The organism is Nocardioides endophyticus (assembly GCF_039543845.1).
Classification (GTDB): domain Bacteria; phylum Actinomycetota; class Actinomycetes; order Propionibacteriales; family Nocardioidaceae; genus Nocardioides; species Nocardioides endophyticus.
In genome coordinates, this window is record NZ_BAABKN010000023.1 from 224,760 (window position 1) to 241,885 (window position 17,126).

Consider the following 17,126-nt stretch of genomic DNA (forward strand, 5'->3'; position numbering starts at 1 on the left):
ATTCCTTTCCTGTTCACAACTTCTGGTCAGCCGCGGGGGTCGCGGGTGGCCTGCTCGTAGGCGCCTTGGGCGCCGTGGTCGGAGACTTCTGGTGAGGCGTGCCGTTGCGCTCGGCGTTGATCAGGTTGGAGAGCCACTCCACCTCGCGCTCGACCGACTCGACGCCGTGGCGCTGGAGCTCGGCCGCGTAGCGGTCGACCTCCTTCTGGGTCATCGCCAGCTGGCTCTGCACCCGGTCGAGACGCTCCTGGAGCCGGGTACGCCGGCCCTCGAGGACCCGCAGCCGGATCTCCATGTCGGTCGAGGAGAAGAACGCGAACCGGATGTCGAAGTTGTCGTCCTCCCACGCAGTGGGACCCACCTCCGACATCAGGCGCTCGAACTCGCGGGTGCCCGCCTCGGTGACCTGGTAGGTGATCCGCGGGCGCTTCGAGACCGGTGCGCCCGGGGTCCTGGTCGACAACGTCTCCTCGATGAGCGAGGAGCGCAGCATCTTCTTCAGCGTCGGGTAGAGCGACCCGTACGAGAGCACTCGACCCCACCCGAGCATCAGGTTGAGGCGCTTGCGGAGCTCGTAGCCGTGCATGGGTCCCTCGTGCAGCAGTCCGAGGACTGCCAGCTCGATGGTCTCTGCGCGACGTGCCATGCGACCTATCGTAGCGATATATCCGCGCGTTGCGAACTACGGACCTGTTGCGAGTTCGGTCGCCGGCTCCCATGGAGACGTCGATCACCGCAGGGAGCCCCGTCACGCGTGCTCCACAGGCTGGGTGTATGGCGCGCCGTGCGTCGTCTTGGGCGCGCATGGACGGCCCCCGTACCCTGTCGAACGATCTCGACCCTGAGTTTCCTTGACCTGATCCCGACCCGCGGAGCCGTCGACGTGAATGGCAAGCGCCGGGCCGCCGCGCCCACGCAGCAGAACAGCAAGAAGTCCCCGAAGCGACCCCGCAGCCGCAAGCAGAAGGTGTGGCGGGTCGCTCGTTGGCTCCTCGTCGCTGGTGTGGTCGGGGCCCTCCTGGTCACCGGCGGGTTCGTCTACCTCTACCGGTCGACGGACATCCCGAATCCCAACGAGGACTTCGAGACGCAGACGTCGTTCGTCTACTACGCCGACGGCAAGTCCGAGGTCGGCAGCTTCGCGACCCAGAACCGCGAGTCGATCCCGATCAAGGACATGCCCGACAACCTGCAGAACGCAGTGGTGGCCGCGGAGAACCGCACGTTCTGGAGCGACAGCGGCATCGACCCGCGCGGCATCGTCCGCGCCGCGTTCAGCAACGCCAAGGGCAACTCGACCCAGGGCGCGTCGACGATCACCCAGCAGTACGTCAAGATCCTCTACCTCACGCAGGAGCGGTCCTACGAGCGCAAGATGAAGGAAGCGGTCCTGTCGCTCAAGCTCCAGCGCACCAAGTCGAAGACCGAGATCCTCGAGGGCTACCTCAACACCATCTACTTCGGTCGCGGTGCGTACGGCGTGCAGGCGGCGTCGCAGGCCTACTTCGACAAGGACGCCAAGGACCTCAGCCTGCGTGAGTCTGCCGTCCTCGCCACCGTGCTCAACAACCCGTCGAGGTTCGACCCCGCCAACGGCGACGACGCTCGCGCCGCCCTCAAGGAGCGCTACGACTATGTGCTCGACGGGATGGCCGACGCCGACAACATCACCGCCGAGGAGGCTGAGAAGGCCGAGCGCCGGCTGCCGAAGTTCCCGAAGATCCAGGCCGAGAGCAGGTACGGCGGGCAGAAGGGCCACATGCTCGCCATGGTTCGCAGCGAGCTGAACAAGCTCGGCTTCGATGACGAGAGGATCGACGGCGACGGCCTGCGGGTCACGACGACCTTCACGCAGAAGGCCATGGCCGCGGCGAAGGACGGCGTCATGGCGCAGCGGCCCGAGGGCAAGGAGTTCTCGGAGAAGAACCTCCACGTCGCCGTCGCGTCCGTCGAGCCCGGGACCGGAGCGATCCGCGGCTTCTACGGCGGCCAGGACTACCTCCAGTCCCAGATCAACTGGGCCGTCACGGGCGGTCAGGCCGGCTCGACCTTCAAGCCGTTCGCCGTCGCCGCGGCGCTCAAGGACGGCTTCTCGCTCAAGGACAGCTTCGAGGGCAACTCCCCCTTCTACTACAACGAGGAGGGCACCGGTCCCCGGGTGCGCAACGAGGGCACCGGATCGGACGGGCTCGGCACCGACTACGGCTCCGCGGTCAGCCTGCTGCGCGGCACCGAGGACTCCATCAACACCGTCTTCGCCGACCTCACCGTCTCGATGCCCGACGGCCCCGACAAGATCCTCAAGACCGCCGAGGACCTGGGCATCCCCAACTGGAACAAGAACAAGGGCGGCTACAACAACATCGACAACAGCCCGGGTCTCGAGCCGATCTCCGGCATCGCGCTGGGCTCGGCCACGATCGCCCCGGTCAACATGGCCAACGCCTACGCCACCATCGCCAACGGCGGCCGGAAGGCCGATGCCCACGTGATCTCCAAGGTGGTGAGCAAGGACGGCGAGCCGCTCTACTCCTACAAGCAGCACACTGATCGGGCCGTCTCCGAGGACGTCGCCGCCGACACGTCGTACGCCATGCAGCAGGTCGTCAGCACCGGCACCGGCACCGCCGCCCTGGGGCTCGGGCGCCCCGCGGCCGGGAAGACCGGTACGGCGACCAACGGGCTCGACCAGGTCTCCTCGGCCTGGTTCGTCGGCTACACGCCGCAGCTCGCCACCGCCGTCATGTACGTGCGCGGCAAGGGTCAGGGCCAGCTCGACGGCTGGCTGCCGGAGTACTTCGGCGGCTCCTACCCGGCGCGCACCTGGACCGACGTGATGACCCGCGACCTCGACGGCACCGAGGTGGAGGACTTCCCGCCACCGGTCTACCTGGACGGCGACGCACCCGACGACGGCCACGAGCCGTACGTCCCGCCGCCGCCGCCCAAGACCAAGAAGCCGAAGCCGTCGAAGACGCCCTCCGACAAGCCGTCGAAGACCCCGTCCGACACGCCCACCCCGACGCCGACCCCGACGCCGACCCCCACCCCGCCTCCCACCCCGACCGACCCCGCCACGATCATCACCCCGCCGGTGGACCCCGCGTCGACGCCTCCCGCTGAAGGCGCCGTCGGGCGGGTGCGCCACGGTCGGCGACGGACCCGGCAGCCCTGATGGCCGGGCCGGTGGGTGATCGCGACTGGGTGGACCCCACCGTCGATGACCCGTTGGTCGCCTCTCTCAGCGAAGGTGTCGGCGGACCGGTCGGCAGCAGAGCCGCAGGCCACCCGTGGTGGACACCGATCCGGGTGCTGCTGGCCCTGACCGCCGTGTGCATGGCGCTCGGGATGGTGCAGAAGGGCAACTGCTACGAGGACACGTGGCAGAACGGCCAGGCCCGCTACACCCACATGTGCTACTCGGACCTGCCCTACCTCTACACCGGGCGTGGCTTCGCCGAGCTCAACTGGCCGTACAGCGACGACGCCCAGGTGCGGGACCGCTTCGAGGTCATGGAGTACCCGGTCGGCATCTCGTACTGGGCCTGGGGCACGGCCTGGGTGACGCACTGGCTCAACGGCTCACCCGACCTCGAGTCCAGGTACGGCGCATCGACGGACGACGTCGGCGCGCGGCCGGACGTGCATCGGGAGATGCGCATCTTCGTCATCGTCAACGCCCTCGGCTTCGCCGTACTGGCGCTGCTCTGCACCTGGCTGCTTGCGGGCGTGAACCCGCGGCGCCCGTGGGACGCGGCCGCCTTCGCCCTGTCTCCTGCCCTGCTGCTCACCGGCCTCGTCAACTGGGACCTGCTCGCGGTCGTCTTCGTGGCCGGCGCCCTCTGGGCGTGGTCCCGGGACCGACCACTGCTGACCGGGATCCTGATCGGCCTCGGTACGGCGACCAAGCTCTATCCACTCTTCCTGCTCGGCGGCGTGCTGGTGATCTGCCTGCGCCAGCGCAGGTACCGGCCGTTCGGGCTGGCCGCTCTCGGAGCCGCCGGTGCGTGGCTGGTGGCCAACCTGCCGGCCCTGCTGAGCGGACCGTCCGAGTGGAAGGTGTTCTGGACCTTCAACTCCGACCGCGGCGCGGACCTCGGCTCCATCTGGCTCGTCGTCCAGCAGGCCCTCGACACCACGCCGGACCCGTTCTTCTTCGACCCGCACACGATCAACGTCGTGTCCTGGCTGTTCTTCGGGCTCTGGTGCCTCGGGGTCGCAGCGCTCGGCCTCACGTCGCCCGCCAACCCACGGCTCGCGCAGCTCGGCTTCCTGATCGTCGCCGGCTTCCTGCTGATCAACAAGGTCTACTCACCGCAGTACGTGCTGTGGCTGCTGCCGTTGGCCGTCCTGGCGCGCCCGCGCTGGCGTGACCTGCTGATCTGGCAGGCGGGAGAGATCCTCTACTTCGCCTCGGTGTGGTGGTACCTCGGCGGCTACCTCGCCCCTGCTGCGGGCGGTGACGCCGGCTTCTACTGGGCCGCGACGCTGATCCGGATCGCCGCCGAGCTCTACCTCGTGATCATGGTGGCGCGAGACATCTGGGACCCGCGGCGTGATCCGGTGCGGGAGATGTCCTACGCCACGACGACGCGGTCGAAAGCCGTGGCGGTGTAGCGGACCCGGACGTCGATCGCGTCCCCGACTGCCGGCACTCGCGCGCCGTGCGGCAGGAAGAGCATCGAGGCTTGCATGTGCGGCGGCTCGGCGAAGAGCCGCTGCTTGCCGTCGATGGAGAACGGCGAACGTACGAAGCCCGCTGCGTCCAGGCCGCCGCGGGCGAGGGTCGCGGCGCGGCCCTTCAGGCTCGCGTCGCCGAGCGGTGCCTCGAGGCCGATGCCGTGCGCCGTACCGCCGCTGACGATGAGCACGTGCCCGGCCTTCGGCGCGGTGCGGTGCCGGTAACCGAAGCCGTCGCCGCGCTCGACCTCGTGCACGTCGAGGACCGTGGCCGTGACGTGGAGCGCGGACCGGTCCCCGAGCCAGAGGTCGGTGCCGATCCGAGGCCGGAAGCTGAAGTCGGGGTACGCCGTGCGCAGCGCGTTCAGCTCGGCGGCGCTGAGGTGGCTGACCCAGACGGTGTCGAGCGGCAGCTCGGTCGCGACGACCTCCGTCATCAGTCGGTGCACCTCGGAGAGGTGGGCGCCGTTGGCGAGGGGCAGGTGCAGCGCGACCCCGGCGACCCTCGCTCGCCGGTGCGCGCGGACGATCTCGGCGGTCGACCACAGTTCGCGCGCGGTCATGCCGTGGCGCAGCATGCTCGTGGACCTCTCGAGCACCACCCGGGCGTCGGGCTGGCGACCCAACAGGTCGGTCAGGTCCTCGACCCGGCTGACGGTGTGGATGACGCGGCGGGCGAGCGCCGGCTCGAGCTCGACTGCCGCGCCGAACGGACGCCACGGGGTGAGGACCAGCAGGCTGCCGTCGTACCGGCCGGCGACCTCGGGCAGCTCCTCGTAGGTGCCGACCGCGAGGGTGTCGACGCCCAGCCACGCCGCCTTGCGGGCCAGGCGGCCGAGCGTGAAGCCGTAGCCGTTGCCCTTCGCCACCGGGACCAGGTCGGGCTCGGCGACCGCGACCGACCGGAGGTGGTCGCGCCAGCGGTCGCCGTCAATCGTCAGCGTGAGGCTCATCCTTCAGCCCCGCTTCTTCATGTAGAGGTCGAAGGCGGCGTAGAGCGCCCTGTTGAGCGGCAGGTCCCACTCACCGACGTACTCGACCGCCTCGCCGCCGGTGCCGACCTTGAACTGGATCAGGCCCAGGTGCGGGTCGTCGTCGGCCAGGGTGTCGGTGATGCCACGCAGGTCGTAGACGTCGGCGCTGGCGGCGATCGCGTCGCGGATCATCTGCCACTGCACCGCGTTGGAGCCCCGGACCTCGCGCTTCTCGGTGGAGGAGGCGCCGTAGGCGTACCACGCGTGCGCACCGACCCGGATCGCGATGGTCGCGGCGACGAGGGTGCCCTCGTGCCGGGCGGTGTAGAGCCGGATCCGATCGGGCTCCTCCGCGCCGAGGGCCTCGACCATGGTGTGGAAGTACGCCGACGGGCGGGGCGTGAAGTGGTCGCGCTCGGCGGTGTGGACGTAGAGGTCGTGGAACGTCTGCAGCTCGGGGAGCATCGCCTCGCCGTCGTACGACGTGACCTCGACGCCCTCCTTGGCGGCCTTCTTGATGTTGCGCCGCCACAGCTGGTTCATGCCGGCGAGGACCTGCTCCTCGGTGCGTCCGGCGAGCGGGACCTGGAAGACGAACTGCGGCTGACCGGCGGCGAAGCCACCCTCGACCGCCATCGGACGCCAGCCGAGGTCGCGGAGCTGCGCGACCACGCGGGCGCCGCCGTGGCTGCGCTCCGTGGGGGCCAGGTCGCCGAGCCGGTTGACCGCAGAGTCCGCGATGCCGGCCTTCACGGTGGCTGCGTCCCAGCGGCGGGTGACCACCGGGGGCCCCATGCGGACGCCGAACGCGCCGCGGTTGCGGAGGTGTGCGGCCAGCGGCTTCAGCCAGGCCGTCAGGTCCTCGGCCTCCCAGTCGACCGCCGGGCCTTCGGGCAGGTAGGCGAGGTAGCGCTTCACTTTCGGCAGCTGGCGGTAGAGCACCAGCCCGGCACCCACCAGCTCGTCGCCGCGGAACCAGCCCAGCGACTCGTGCCGCCACTCCGCCTTGACCGCGCCCCAGGCCGGGGTCTGCAGGAAGCTCACCGAGCGCTGTCGTCGTACGAACGCACGGTGCTCGTCGGCGCCGATCTCGCGCACGACGAGGAGGGTCGAGGCGGTCGGAGAAGTCACAGGTTGAACCTAGCGAACGGCGCGAATCGGGCAGAATCAACACGGCCTCACCCGGTCCGGGCGAGGATCAGGTACAGATCTCCCCGAATATGTGACCAGGGAGGTATCAGGACCCGTGCCCCGCACTCCTCATGGGCGTGATCCTTATCGACAGACAACCGGGAGCGACGAGTCCCATGACCAGGAGCGGTGGCCCGCGGGCCGGCGACGACCGGTCCGACGCGCGCCCCGGCGACGTGTGGGCCGAGGCGACCGGCGGGTTCAACCGCTGGGTCGCCGGTGAGGCCGAGGGGCTCGATGACCTGGTGGCGGTGATGACGCCCGTGCTCTGGCACGTCGTCCGCGCCTACCGGCTCTCCGACCAGGTCGCCGAGGACGTCATCCAGAACACCTGGCTCGCGCTGGTACGCCGCCGCGCGGCCATCCTCGACCCGGTGGCCGTGGGCGGCTGGCTGACCACGACCGCGCGCCGCGAGGCGTGGCGGGCCGCCGGCGCCAAGACCACCCCTACCCCGGTTGACGACGAAGACCTCGCCCAGGTGCTTCCGCGCCAGCGCTCGGCGGAGGACAGTGTGGTGCAGCACGACGAGGGTGACCGCCTGTGGGCCGCCGTCGACGGGCTGCCGGAGCGTTGCCGCCGGCTGCTGCGGATCGTCGCCTTCGAGAACCGACCTGACTACCGCGAGCTGGCGACCGAGCTCGGGATGCCCGTCGGCAGCATCGGCCCGACCCGCGGCCGCTGTCTCGCCAAGCTACGTGTGGCCCTGATGCAGGCCGGAGGGATCTGAGATGAGTGAGCTGAGCCGAGACGCCCTCCTCGACATCGTCCGAGACGTCTACGAACGCCATGACCCCGTGCCCGGCCACCTGGTCGCGGCCATGCAGGCGGCAGCCGCGCTCGCGGCCTCCGACCTCGACCTGGAGCTGATGGAGCTGGTCGAGCACTCGACCGAGTTGGTCGGCGCGCGTGGCTCCACGTCGTACACGCTCCGCTTCGTGCACGGCGACACCGACCTGCTGCTGCGCATCGCCGTCGACAACGGCCGCTCCCGCGTGGACGGCTGGATCGTGCCGGCGGAACCCATGACGATCCGCGCCCTCCCGGGCGAGGACCCGACGACGCACGAGGCGGTGGTGAGCGACTCGGGACGCTTCGCGCTCACCGACCTGCCTGTCGGGCTGATGCGCCTGCGGCTCGAGCCGCACGACGGCGCCAGGCCTGCGTTCGCCACTCCCACCTTCGAGATCTGAGGAACCGTGACCGACTCTCCCGAGACACCCGATAACCCCGCGAAGCAGCCGCGCCCGGCGCGCCCCGCCCGCAAGCCGCTGGACCGGGATCCCCGACCACCACACCCGGGAGTGATCGCCGGTGCCCAAGGCCGGCTGCTCGACCCCGCCACTGCCTTGATCGTCGAGGGCGTCGTCCCGCGTCCGACGGTGTACGTCGGCCCGCGGCTGCTCGTCTCGAAGGCGGTCGACGTCGAGGGAGCGGTGCGGGTTCTCCGCGCGGTCGCCGAGCCGCTGGGCTGGGACGTGGTGCTCGAGGACGAGGACCCGCGTACGGCCAACCTGAAGTTCGGCCTGCGACCCTTGCGCCTCGTCGTGTCCTCCAGCCGGGCCACGATCGCTCCGGACGCTTGGACCCTACTCCAGCAGACCCGCGCCCAGTTCGGTGTCGAGGCCGTCAAGGGTGTCGGTCTCGATCACCTGGTGGTGCCGGCGATCGAGGCTGCCCCCCTCCATCACGGGGATCCGCTGCATCACGGGGATCCGCTGCATCACGGGGATCCGCTGCACCACGGGGACCCGCTGCACCACGGGGACCCGCTGCACCACGGGGACCCGCTGCACCACGGGGACCCGCAGAGCGAGGTGCGCAGCTCCCAGGCGGTCGCGTCCTACTTCCGGATGGGCTCAGGCGGGCGACAGCCGGTCGCGTTCGTCGGCGCACCGCCGCGTCGCCGCTCGGACACAGAGATCTCCGGTCGCCGCCCCGTGGTGGCGATCCTGGACACTGGGTGTGGCGACCACCCGTGGCTGGACGGCTTCGTCCGAGAGGACGTGAGCCTGGACGGTCAGTCCGTCGGCTACTCCGACACGACCTCGGTCTCGCCGGAGGACGACGGAGACCAGTCGGGCGCGATGGACGGTTCGATCGACCCGATCTCGGGCCACGGGACCTTCATCGCTGGTCTGATCCGGCAGCGCTGCCCCGACGCCGAAATCGTGTCCTGGCGGGTCATGCCGTCGGACGGCCCGATCATCGAGTCCGATCTGGTGGCGACGCTCGCCCAGATCGCAGAGTTGGCCCGGCGCCACCGCGCCGGAGAGCCGGGTGGACAGCCGATCGACGTGCTCAGCCTGTCGATGGGGTATTACCACGAGACGCCTGAGGACGCGCTGTTCGATCCCACGATGTACGCCATCATCGAGGAGCTCGGCCGCAACGGCGTCGTCGTCGTGACGTCAGCCGGCAACGACGCGACCAGTCGCCCGTCGTTCCCGGCAGCGTTCTGCCGGTGGTCCGATGATGCCGGGCCGATCCCCTTCGATCCGTCGATCGCGCCGATCGTCTCGGTCGGTGCGCTCAACCCCAACCGGACCGAGGCGATCTTCAGCAACGCGGGCCCCTGGGTGCAGACCCGGGCAGCAGGCGCATCCGTGGTCAGCACGATGCCGGGCTTCCGGGGCGGCTACGAGCCGGTGGCCCGCACCGAGGTCTTCGGCCGGATCCGCGAGTCGATCGACCCCGACGACTTCACCGGTGGTTTCGGGGTGTGGACGGGGACCTCATTCAGCGCTCCAATTGTCGCCGGTGACGTCGCCGCGGCGCTGGTGGGGACCCTGGAACCCTCCGACGATCCCGCCGGTGCCGCCACAGCCGTGGACACGGCGTGGAACGCAGTGTCCAACACGACGGGTTTGGCGCGATCATGAGCGGGTGACGTCACCCCAGGACCTGCATTCTCGCGGCGTTCATGCCGCGTATCGGGGTCGTCCGGGAGAGGCGCGGCGACTGCTCGAGCTGGCCCGCGAGGGCGCGGCGCGTGAAGGTTCGGCCGGCTCGGACCTCGGGGCCATGATCGCGGCGAGCCTTGCCTACGTGCTGTCGGAGACTGGTGAGCACACGGCCGCGATGCAGCTGTGCGAGGAGGTGTTGTCCGCCGACTCCGTCGCCGAACGCACCCGGGGGATCCTCTTCGCCCAGCTGGGGCTCATCCGCATGCTGCGCGGTGACACGTCGCTCGCCATGGACATGTTCGGCGAGGCACTCACCCGCCTCGATGAGCCCGACCGGATCGCCCGGGTGCACCTCAACCGAGGCAATGTGCACCTCCAGCGCCGGCGGCTCGCGGCCGCGAGTGCGGACTTCGAGCTCTCCTACGAGGCGTTCGGCGAAGCGCGCGACGAGTACGGCGCGGCCAAGGCGCTGCACAACGCGGGATACACCCGGTTCCTGGCCGGAGACCTCGTGGCGGCGCTGCGGGACCTCGCGGCCGCCTATCCGACGATCGCCGCCGAGGGACCAGTGATGACCGCCATGGTCGAGCAGGACCGGGCCGAGGTCCTGATGGCGGCGGGTCTGCACGAGCAGGGAGCGGTCGCGCTCGCGGCGGCCGCCGAGGCATACGGGCGCCGGCGTCTCTACCAGCGCCGGGGCGAGGCGGAGCTGGCGCTGGCCCGCAGCCTGGTGCTGCGCGATGCCGAACGGTCCCGGGCTGCAGCCCGGGACGCCATGCGGCGGTTCCGGCGTACTGGTGCCGCCGCATGGCAAGTCCGTGCCGACGCCACGCTGCTCAGCGCCGAGATCGAGGCAGGGGGCACCGCGCCACGTCTGGCCCGTCGCGGCGAGGTTCTGGCCGGAGAGCTGGCGCTGCAGGGTCTCCGGTGGGAGGCAGCGCTCGCCCGGATCGACGTGGCCCGGGTGCGGATCCGGCGGGGCGACCTCCAGCAGGCGGGAGCGGACCTGCGCGCCGTCGGCTCCGTACGCCGGGCGCCGATCGGGGTGCGGCTCCTGGATCGCGACGCCCGGGCCGAGCTCGCTGCGGCGTCCGGCCGCCGGTCAGATGCGCTCAAGCACCTGCGAGCCGGATTGTCCGACCTGCACACCTGGCAGAGCTCGTTCGGCTCCCTCGACCTCCAGACGGGCGTGGCCGGGCACGGCACCCGGCTCGGAGTCCGTGGCCTCGCCCTTGCTGTCGAGTCGCGACGGCCGGCCGTGCTCTTCGAGTGGTCCGAGCGCGCCCGGATGCTGGCCAGCCGGGTGCAGCCGGTGCGGGCGCCCGCGGACCCGGAGCTGATCGCCGACCTCACCGAGCTGCGAGAGATGGCCGCAGCGCGCGAGGCCGGGCGCCGTACCTCGCCGGAGCGCGAGGCCGAGCTGCGGCAGCAGGTGCGGGAGCGGGCCTGGCAGCACCAGGGTTCCGGCGAAGTCTCGGACCCGGTGACGCTCGACGAGCTGCGTGCTGCCGTCGACCGGGACGCGGCGCTGGTTGCGTACGTCGTGACCGCCGACGCCGTGGTCGCGCTCGTGGTCACCTCGCACGGGACCACCTGGGTCGACCTCGGCCACCGAGACGAGCTCGACGCGCTGCTCGGAGGACTCCTGCCCGACCTCGACATCGCGGCGACCGACCTGCCGGACGCGATGGGCACCTTCGTCCGTGCGGAGCTGGCGCAGCGGCTCGACACGATCGCCGACCTGCTGGTCGCCCCGCTGCTGGAGGCGGTCGGCGAGCGACGCGTCGTCCTCACCCCGTCCGGAGTGTTGTCCGGTGTGCCGTGGACGCTGCTGCCCGGGTACGTCGGCCGCCCGGTCACGCTCGCCCAGTCGGCGACGGCGTGGTTGGCACGTCGTACGACGCCGCTGCGGACCGCTACGGCCGGCTTCGTCGCCGGCCCGCGTGTCGCCCGCGCCGAGGACGAGGTGGTCGCCGCGGCCAAGGAGTGGAAGTCCGCCCGGGTCCTGCTCAGCTCCGACGCGACGGCCGCCGCCGTCTCCGAGCTCGCCGAGTCGGTCGACGTGCTGCACGTCGCGGCCCACGGCCGGCACAGTGCGGAGAACGCCATGTTCGCCGGCCTCCAGCTCGTCGACGGGCCGTGGTTCGGCTACGACATCGACCGCCTCCGACGGGTGCCCGACGTCGTGCTGCTCTCGGCCTGCGAGGTCGGCCGGTCGACGGTCCGGTGGGGCGAGGAGCTCATCGGGATGACCACCGCCTGGCTGCACGCCGGCGCCCGCTGCGTCATCGCCTCGCCCGCGGCGATCAACGACCAGGCGGCGTACGGCGTCCTCGTCGCCGTCCACGAACGGCTCGCTGCCGGGCTCGATCCCGCCGCCGCTCTCGCCGAGTCGGTGCCCGCGGTCTCGGCCGAGAGCCCTCCGGTGCCGCTGGTCTGCTTCGGCTGACCGGTAGGCCGAGTTCCCCATAGCGCCGTACGGCGTATCAGGGGACGGTGGGACGTCTCCTCAGGGACATCAGGGAGACCGCTCGACCTGCGAGGAGCCCGTCATGTCACTCATGACAACCACCCGCACCATCCCCGTCCACGTGATCCAGGACCCCCAGCCCGGCCAGCACCTGGTCGTGCCGGCGGGCAGCCGGCTCGCCGTGCGGTTCCGCCGCCGGGGACTCGGCCTGAGCCGGTGGCAGGTCGTCGACCGTCCCGGCAACCTGCTGCCACTCGAGGAGGGCCCGCACGGGTTCCTCTTCCTGGTGTTCGACGCCGACGAGGCCGAGGGCCGGCCGCTGCGCCTGGTCCGCCGGCGGGTCGACCGGTCGGGCCCGGGCGAGGTGCGCGACCTGACCGTCCGGGTCAGCTGAGCCGCCGGCGTCGGGCGCGCGGGGGACGCCCGACGCCGGCAGCTCAGACCCGCGCTGAGTGCGGCTGTTCTACAGGCGCTCGGAGAGCCAGGCAGCGTCGGCCACGTGCTCGGTCGCACCGCCCGGCGTCTCCAGGACGACCGGGGCGCCCGCGTCGCGGACCACCGCCGCGAGCAGGTCGGGGTCGACCTTGCCGGCGCCGAGGTTGGCGTGCCGGTCGGCGCCGGAGTCGAACTCGTCGCGGCTGTCGTTGCAGTGCACGAGGTCGATCCGGCCGGTGATCTCGAGGACGTCGTCGACCACGGTCTCCAGGCTGTTGCCGCCGGCGTGGGCGTGGCAGGTGTCGAGGCAGAAGCCGACCAGGTCGGCCTGCTCGGTCACCGCGATCGCGTCCCAGACCCGGCTGATCCGCTCGAGGTAGCGGGTCATCGCGTTGTCGCCGCCCGCAGTGTTCTCGATCAGCAGCGGCAGCTTGAGGTCGGTGGCCTCGATGGCCTTGCGCCAGTTGTCGAACCCCTTCTCGGGGTCGTCGTCCTTGTTGACGTGGCCGCCGTGCACGACCAGGCCCTTGGCGCCGATCGCGGCCGCGGCGTCGACGTGCTGCTGGAGCAGCTTGCGGCTGGGGATCCGGATCCGGTTGTTGGTGGTCGCGACGTTGACGATGTAGGGCGCGTGTACGTAGAGCGCGACGCCCGCCGCCTCGGCATCCGCCTTGAGGCCGTCCGCGCCGCCGGCGTACTGCACCTCCGGGCCCTTGTAGCCCTGCGGGTCGCCGAGGAAGAACTGCACGTGCGGCGCCCGGCGCGCCTGTGCCTCGGCGATGGGGTCGGCCTGGTCGACATGGGCTCCGATGTCCATGCCGACCACCCTAGGACCGCCCGCCGACGGTCGAGGACGGCGGGCGGTCGGCTCAGGCGGCGACGTACCCGGGCACGTCCTCGAGGCTGAACCAGACCGGCAGCCCGCGCTCGCGCGCGATCCGCACGTCCTGGTCGGCGCCGGTGGAGTCGCCCGGCAGCCTCAGCACCCCGTCGCAGTGCTGGAGCAGGCGCTCGGCGGTCGGGTACATCACCTGCTCCGCGAGCGGGTCGGAGACGCCGGTGGCGCCGGCGCTGCTCAGCACCGGCAGCGCCACCCACTCGCCGATCATCGGCACGTGGCCAGCACGGAAGAGCGGCCAGGCCGCGCACTCGAGCGCGGCGAGGTTGGCGGCGAGCAGGTCGGGGTCGTCGCCCGTCCCGGAGCGGTAGGGGCCGGCGATCAGGATCATCAGTGAACAGGTCATGACATCGTTATAACGTGCAGGGACGTGCAAAAACAAGCACAAACGTGAAGAACGGCTAGAGTACGCCTGTGCTGGCCGCCCAACGCAAGGACCTGATCCTCGCCACGCTGCGCGAGCAGGGCCGGGTCATCGCGAAGGAGCTCGCCGCCGAGCTCGACCTCTCGGAGGACACGATCCGACGCGACCTGCGCGAGCTCGCAGCCGACGGCCTCCTGCACCGGGTGCACGGCGGCGCGCTGCCGGCCTCGCCCGCCGTGGCCGACTTCGCCGCGCGTACGGCGATCGGCACCGGTGCCAAGGCCGAGGTCGCGCGTACGGCGGCGACGCTGGTGCGCCCCGGCCAGACGGTGGCGGTCGACGGAGGTACGACGGCTCGCGAGCTGGCGCGGGTCCTGCCGCAGGACCTGCGTGCCACGGTCATCACCCACAGCCCGACGATCGCGGTCGAGCTTGCGACGCACCCGACGGTCGAGGTGATCATCGTCGGCGGTCGGCTCTTCAAGCACTCGGTCGTCGCCTCCGGAGCCCTCGCCCACGAGGCGATCGGCCGGGTGAGCGTGGACGCGTTCTTCCTGGGGGTGACCGGCGTCCACCCCGTCGCCGGACTCACCACCGGGGACGCCGATGAGGCCGCGATCAAGCGGGCGTGGACCGAGCGCGCCGCGGAGACCTACGTCCTCGGCAGCGGCGAGAAGATCGGCGCGGCCTCGGCGTTCGAGGTCGTGCCGCTGGCGTCGGTCACCGCCGTCATCACGGACAGTGCGGCGCCTGGGCGTGAGGTCGCCGAGTTGCGGGCGGCCGGCGTACGGGTGCTCGGCATCGACTAGCGCAGCATGAGGACGCAGGCGAGCGTGCAGGCGGCGATCACGACCAGAGAGACGACGATGACCGGGGTCGGCCACCGGGCGGCGTCGACGCGCGGAGGGTCGCCGAGTCGGTCAGGTACGACGGGCCACGGGCCGTCGACCGGCAGCTCGATGCGCCGGAGCCGCTCGAGGGCGGCCGCTGCGGACGGTGGACGGAGCTCCGGATCGGGGTCGACCAGCGCCGTGAGGAGCGGCCGCAGCGGACCCTCGGGCACCATCGGCGCGCGGCCGGGCTTGGGCGGACGTCCGGTCAGCAGCTGGATGGCCACGACCCCGGCGGCGTACAGGTCCTGGCGTGGGTCCGGCGCAGCCCCGGCCGTCTGTTCGGGCGCCATGTAGCCGTCGGTGCCGACGGCCGCGGGCCCGCGGGTGAGTCGCACGTCCTCGACCGGCACCGCCACCCCGAAGTCGCCGAGCCGTAGGAAGGGCATGCGGTCGCTCGGGTCGAGCAGCAAGTTGGCCGGCTTGACGTCGCGGTGGACCACGCCCGCGGCGTGCACAGCGGCGAGGGCCTGCAGGAGCTGGTCGAGCAGCGCGCCGGCGTACGACGTGGGCAGCGGGCCGGTCTCGGCCAGCAGCTCGGCGACGGACCCGCCGTGGACGAGATCCATGCCGAAGACGACGCGGTGGTCGTCGGCGGCCCAGCCGGTCGGTGTCAGCACGTGCGGGTGCCGGATCCGCAGCGACTGCTCGCGGACGAACCGGAGGAGCGTGGCGCTGTCGTGGGCACCGAGGACCTTGGCGGCGACCTGATCTCCCGTGCGCAGGTCTTGCGCCCGCCAGACCGAGCCCATGCCGCCGGTACCGACCTGGTCGAGGAGGAGGTAACGGCCGGCGAGCGGGGTGGTCGTAGGGGTGGGCATCGTTCGGGTTCCTACCCGTTGGTCCAGCGTTTATGGCCGAGCGTCCGGCGCTGTTAGCCTTGGGCGTTCTCTGCGTCGACCATCCGGGTCGCGCCGGGACACAACGCATATCCCTCCTGCCACGGAGAGTCCGTGGCCGCCCTAGCCCACAGGAGGTGGACAACGACATGCGTGCCTACGAAGTGATGGTCATCCTTGACCCGAGCATCGAAGAGCGGACCGTCGAAGGTTCGCTCGACAAGTACCTGAACGTGATCCGCAAGGACGGCGGCTCTGTCGAGTCCGTCGACGTGTGGGGACGTCGCCGGCTGGCCTACGAGGTCAAGAAGAACGCCGAGGGCATCTACGCCGTCATCACGCTCAACGCCGAGCCGGCCACGGTCAAGGAGTTCGACCGTCAGCTCACCCTCAACGAGTCCATCCTCCGCACCAAGGTCATGCGTCCCGACGCTCACTGACCCACCTGTGGACGACCACTTCCCAGTGTCGGCGCCAGCGGCGACGATGTGCGGACGTGGTCGGACGACTCTGATCAGAACCAACGCTTAGGGAGCATCCATGGCAGGCGAGACCGTCATCACGGTGGTCGGCAACCTCGTCGACGACCCGGAGCTGCGCTTCACCCCCTCGGGTGCGGCCGTGGCGAACTTCCGGATCGCGTCGACGCCGCGCACCTTCGACCGCCAGACCAACGAGTGGAAGGACGGCGACGCGCTGTTCCTCTCCTGCTCGGTGTGGCGCCAGGCCGCGGAGAATGTCGCCGAGTCCTTGCAGCGCGGCATGCGTGTCGTCGTGCAGGGTCGCCTGAAGCAGCGCTCCTACGAGACCCGCGAAGGTGAGAAGCGCACCGTCGTGGAGCTCGAGGTCGACGAGGTCGGCCCGTCGCTGGCGTTCGCCACCGCGAAGGTCACCCGCGCCTCCCGTTCGGGCGGCGGGGGCGGCTACTCCGGCGGCGGACAGGGGGGCGGTCAGTCCCGTCCCCAGCAGTCCGGCGGCGGCAACGACCCGTGGGCCACCCCGGCACCTCAGGGTGGCCAGGGCGGTGGGGCTCCGGCCGCACCGGCCGGCGACCCGTGGGGCGCACCGGGCGTGGGCTCGGACGAGCCGCCGTTCTAACGCCCCACCGTCGAGCCTGCGAAGCCGTGACGCGCGTCTCGAAATCCACCAGAGGTTCTGGTCCCAGCAACATCACTTTTCCGTTCACCCTCAACCATTCCGGCTTCGGCCGGGCTTCTAGAAAGGGAGCACCACAATGGCCAAGGCAGTGATTCGCAAGCCCAAGAAGAAGGTTTGCCAGTTCTGCAAGGAGAAGGCGACCGGCGTCGACTACAAGGACGCCACGCTCCTCCGCAAGTTCATCTCCGACCGCGGCAAGATCCGCGCGCGTCGGGTCACCGGCAACTGCGTCCAGCACCAGCGGGACGTCGCGATCGCGGTCAAGAACGCCCGCGAGGTCGCGCTGCTGCCCTACACGTCCACCGGTCGCTGAAGGGAGCTGA

General features: G+C 71.0%; 17 protein-coding genes. 11 read left to right on the top strand and 6 right to left on the bottom strand.

What is annotated here, in order from left to right; all coding sequences use genetic code 11:
• Positions 1-13: 13 nt before the first annotated feature.
• Complete coding sequence (locus tag ABEA33_RS18240; RefSeq protein ID WP_345528345.1) at positions 14-646, bottom strand: PadR family transcriptional regulator; 633 nt, start codon at positions 644-646, stop codon at positions 14-16.
• 237 nt (positions 647-883) lie between these two features.
• On the opposite strand from ABEA33_RS18240, the gene ABEA33_RS18245 reads away from it, so the two are divergent.
• Together ABEA33_RS18245 and ABEA33_RS18250 are read left to right on the top strand one after the other, a co-directional pair.
• Positions 884-3,175 (top strand): transglycosylase domain-containing protein, encoded by a 2,292-nt coding sequence (locus ABEA33_RS18245; protein WP_345528346.1) that lies wholly within the window; start codon positions 884-886, stop codon positions 3,173-3,175.
• Between the two features lie 11 nt (positions 3,176-3,186).
• Entirely contained in the window at positions 3,187-4,617 is a 1,431-nt protein-coding gene (locus ABEA33_RS18250) for a glycosyltransferase family 87 protein (RefSeq protein WP_345528347.1), read from the top strand.
• Here the strand turns inward: ABEA33_RS18250 and ABEA33_RS18255 are convergent.
• Both ABEA33_RS18255 and ABEA33_RS18260 read right to left on the bottom strand, forming a co-directional pair.
• Entirely contained in the window at positions 4,578-5,633 is a 1,056-nt protein-coding gene (locus tag ABEA33_RS18255; protein WP_345528348.1) for an alanine racemase, read from the bottom strand. The two genes, ABEA33_RS18250 and ABEA33_RS18255, sit on opposite strands and share 40 nt — an antisense overlap.
• Positions 5,634-5,636: 3 nt before the next feature.
• A complete protein-coding gene (locus ABEA33_RS18260; RefSeq protein ID WP_345528349.1) occupies positions 5,637-6,785 on the bottom strand; it encodes a lipid II:glycine glycyltransferase FemX in 1,149 nt (382 codons plus the stop codon).
• Positions 6,786-6,961: 176 nt separating this feature from the next.
• On the opposite strand from ABEA33_RS18260, the gene ABEA33_RS18265 reads away from it, so the two are divergent.
• From ABEA33_RS18265 to ABEA33_RS18285, 5 genes are all read left to right on the top strand, one after another.
• On the top strand, positions 6,962-7,573 hold the full coding sequence (locus tag ABEA33_RS18265) for an RNA polymerase sigma factor (RefSeq protein WP_345528350.1): 612 nt from the start codon (positions 6,962-6,964) through the stop codon (positions 7,571-7,573).
• Between the two features lies 1 nt (position 7,574).
• Positions 7,575-8,036, top strand: coding sequence for a hypothetical protein (locus ABEA33_RS18270; protein WP_345528351.1), 462 nt, complete (start codon positions 7,575-7,577; stop codon positions 8,034-8,036).
• 6 nt (positions 8,037-8,042) lie between these two features.
• Positions 8,043-9,725: a S8 family serine peptidase gene (locus ABEA33_RS18275; protein ID WP_345528352.1), complete on the top strand. Its 1,683-nt coding sequence runs from the start codon at positions 8,043-8,045 to the stop codon at positions 9,723-9,725.
• A gap of 166 nt (positions 9,726-9,891) precedes the next feature.
• The gene (locus ABEA33_RS18280) at positions 9,892-12,198 is read left to right on the top strand and encodes a CHAT domain-containing protein (RefSeq protein ID WP_345528353.1); all 2,307 of its coding nucleotides are present in this window, start codon (positions 9,892-9,894) and stop codon (positions 12,196-12,198) included.
• A gap of 103 nt (positions 12,199-12,301) precedes the next feature.
• Positions 12,302-12,613: a hypothetical protein gene (locus ABEA33_RS18285; RefSeq protein WP_345528354.1), complete on the top strand. Its 312-nt coding sequence runs from the start codon at positions 12,302-12,304 to the stop codon at positions 12,611-12,613.
• Positions 12,614-12,682: 69 nt separating this feature from the next.
• Here the strand turns inward: ABEA33_RS18285 and ABEA33_RS18290 are convergent, their stop codons facing one another.
• Positions 12,683-13,471, bottom strand: a complete 789-nt coding sequence (locus ABEA33_RS18290; RefSeq protein ID WP_345528355.1) for a deoxyribonuclease IV — start codon at positions 13,469-13,471, stop codon at positions 12,683-12,685.
• Between the two features lie 52 nt (positions 13,472-13,523).
• The gene (locus ABEA33_RS18295) at positions 13,524-13,898 is read right to left on the bottom strand and encodes a DUF4406 domain-containing protein (protein ID WP_345528356.1); all 375 of its coding nucleotides are present in this window, start codon (positions 13,896-13,898) and stop codon (positions 13,524-13,526) included.
• A 68-nt stretch (positions 13,899-13,966) separates the two neighbouring features.
• Between ABEA33_RS18295 and ABEA33_RS18300 the strand changes: the two genes are divergently transcribed.
• Complete coding sequence (locus tag ABEA33_RS18300) at positions 13,967-14,725, top strand: DeoR/GlpR family DNA-binding transcription regulator (protein WP_345528357.1); 759 nt, start codon at positions 13,967-13,969, stop codon at positions 14,723-14,725.
• Here ABEA33_RS18300 and ABEA33_RS18305 read toward each other — a convergent pair.
• The gene (locus ABEA33_RS18305) at positions 14,722-15,627 is read right to left on the bottom strand and encodes a serine/threonine-protein kinase (RefSeq protein WP_345528358.1); all 906 of its coding nucleotides are present in this window, start codon (positions 15,625-15,627) and stop codon (positions 14,722-14,724) included. The two genes, ABEA33_RS18300 and ABEA33_RS18305, sit on opposite strands and share 4 nt — an antisense overlap.
• 167 nt (positions 15,628-15,794) lie before the next feature.
• Here ABEA33_RS18305 and rpsF point away from each other — a divergent pair, with 167 nt between their 5' ends.
• The 3 genes from rpsF (at position 15,795) to rpsR (ending at position 17,116) form a co-directional block, all read left to right on the top strand.
• Positions 15,795-16,085, top strand: a complete 291-nt coding sequence (gene rpsF / locus ABEA33_RS18310) for a 30S ribosomal protein S6 (protein WP_028643766.1) — start codon at positions 15,795-15,797, stop codon at positions 16,083-16,085.
• Between the two features lie 100 nt (positions 16,086-16,185).
• Positions 16,186-16,743 carry a single-stranded DNA-binding protein gene (locus ABEA33_RS18315; RefSeq protein ID WP_345528359.1) on the top strand — a complete coding sequence of 186 codons (558 nt, stop codon included), beginning with the start codon at positions 16,186-16,188 and terminating at the stop codon, positions 16,741-16,743.
• 136 nt (positions 16,744-16,879) lie between these two features.
• Positions 16,880-17,116, top strand: coding sequence for a 30S ribosomal protein S18 (gene rpsR, locus ABEA33_RS18320; RefSeq protein ID WP_008355445.1), 237 nt, complete (start codon positions 16,880-16,882; stop codon positions 17,114-17,116).
• Positions 17,117-17,126 lie beyond the last annotated feature (10 nt).

Bases quoted from the DNA above. Each gene is read 5' to 3' on its own strand.
- ABEA33_RS18240 (WP_345528345.1), bottom strand. From the start codon at position 646: ATGGCACGTCGCGCAGAGACCATCGAGCTGGCAGTCCTCGGACTGCTG.
- ABEA33_RS18255 (WP_345528348.1), bottom strand. From the start codon at position 5,633: ATGAGCCTCACGCTGACGATTGACGGCGACCGCTGGCGCGACCACCTC.
- ABEA33_RS18265 (WP_345528350.1), top strand. From the start codon at position 6,962: ATGACCAGGAGCGGTGGCCCGCGGGCCGGCGACGACCGGTCCGACGCG.
- ABEA33_RS18270 (WP_345528351.1), top strand. From the start codon at position 7,575: ATGAGTGAGCTGAGCCGAGACGCCCTCCTCGACATCGTCCGAGACGTC.
- ABEA33_RS18285 (WP_345528354.1), top strand. From the start codon at position 12,302: ATGTCACTCATGACAACCACCCGCACCATCCCCGTCCACGTGATCCAG.
- ABEA33_RS18290 (WP_345528355.1), bottom strand. From the start codon at position 13,471: ATGGACATCGGAGCCCATGTCGACCAGGCCGACCCCATCGCCGAGGCA.
- ABEA33_RS18295 (WP_345528356.1), bottom strand. From the start codon at position 13,898: ATGACCTGTTCACTGATGATCCTGATCGCCGGCCCCTACCGCTCCGGG.
- ABEA33_RS18305 (WP_345528358.1), bottom strand. From the start codon at position 15,627: ATGCCCACCCCTACGACCACCCCGCTCGCCGGCCGTTACCTCCTCCTC.
- rpsF (WP_028643766.1), top strand. From the start codon at position 15,795: ATGCGTGCCTACGAAGTGATGGTCATCCTTGACCCGAGCATCGAAGAG.
- ABEA33_RS18315 (WP_345528359.1), top strand. From the start codon at position 16,186: ATGGCAGGCGAGACCGTCATCACGGTGGTCGGCAACCTCGTCGACGAC.
- rpsR (WP_008355445.1), top strand. From the start codon at position 16,880: ATGGCCAAGGCAGTGATTCGCAAGCCCAAGAAGAAGGTTTGCCAGTTC.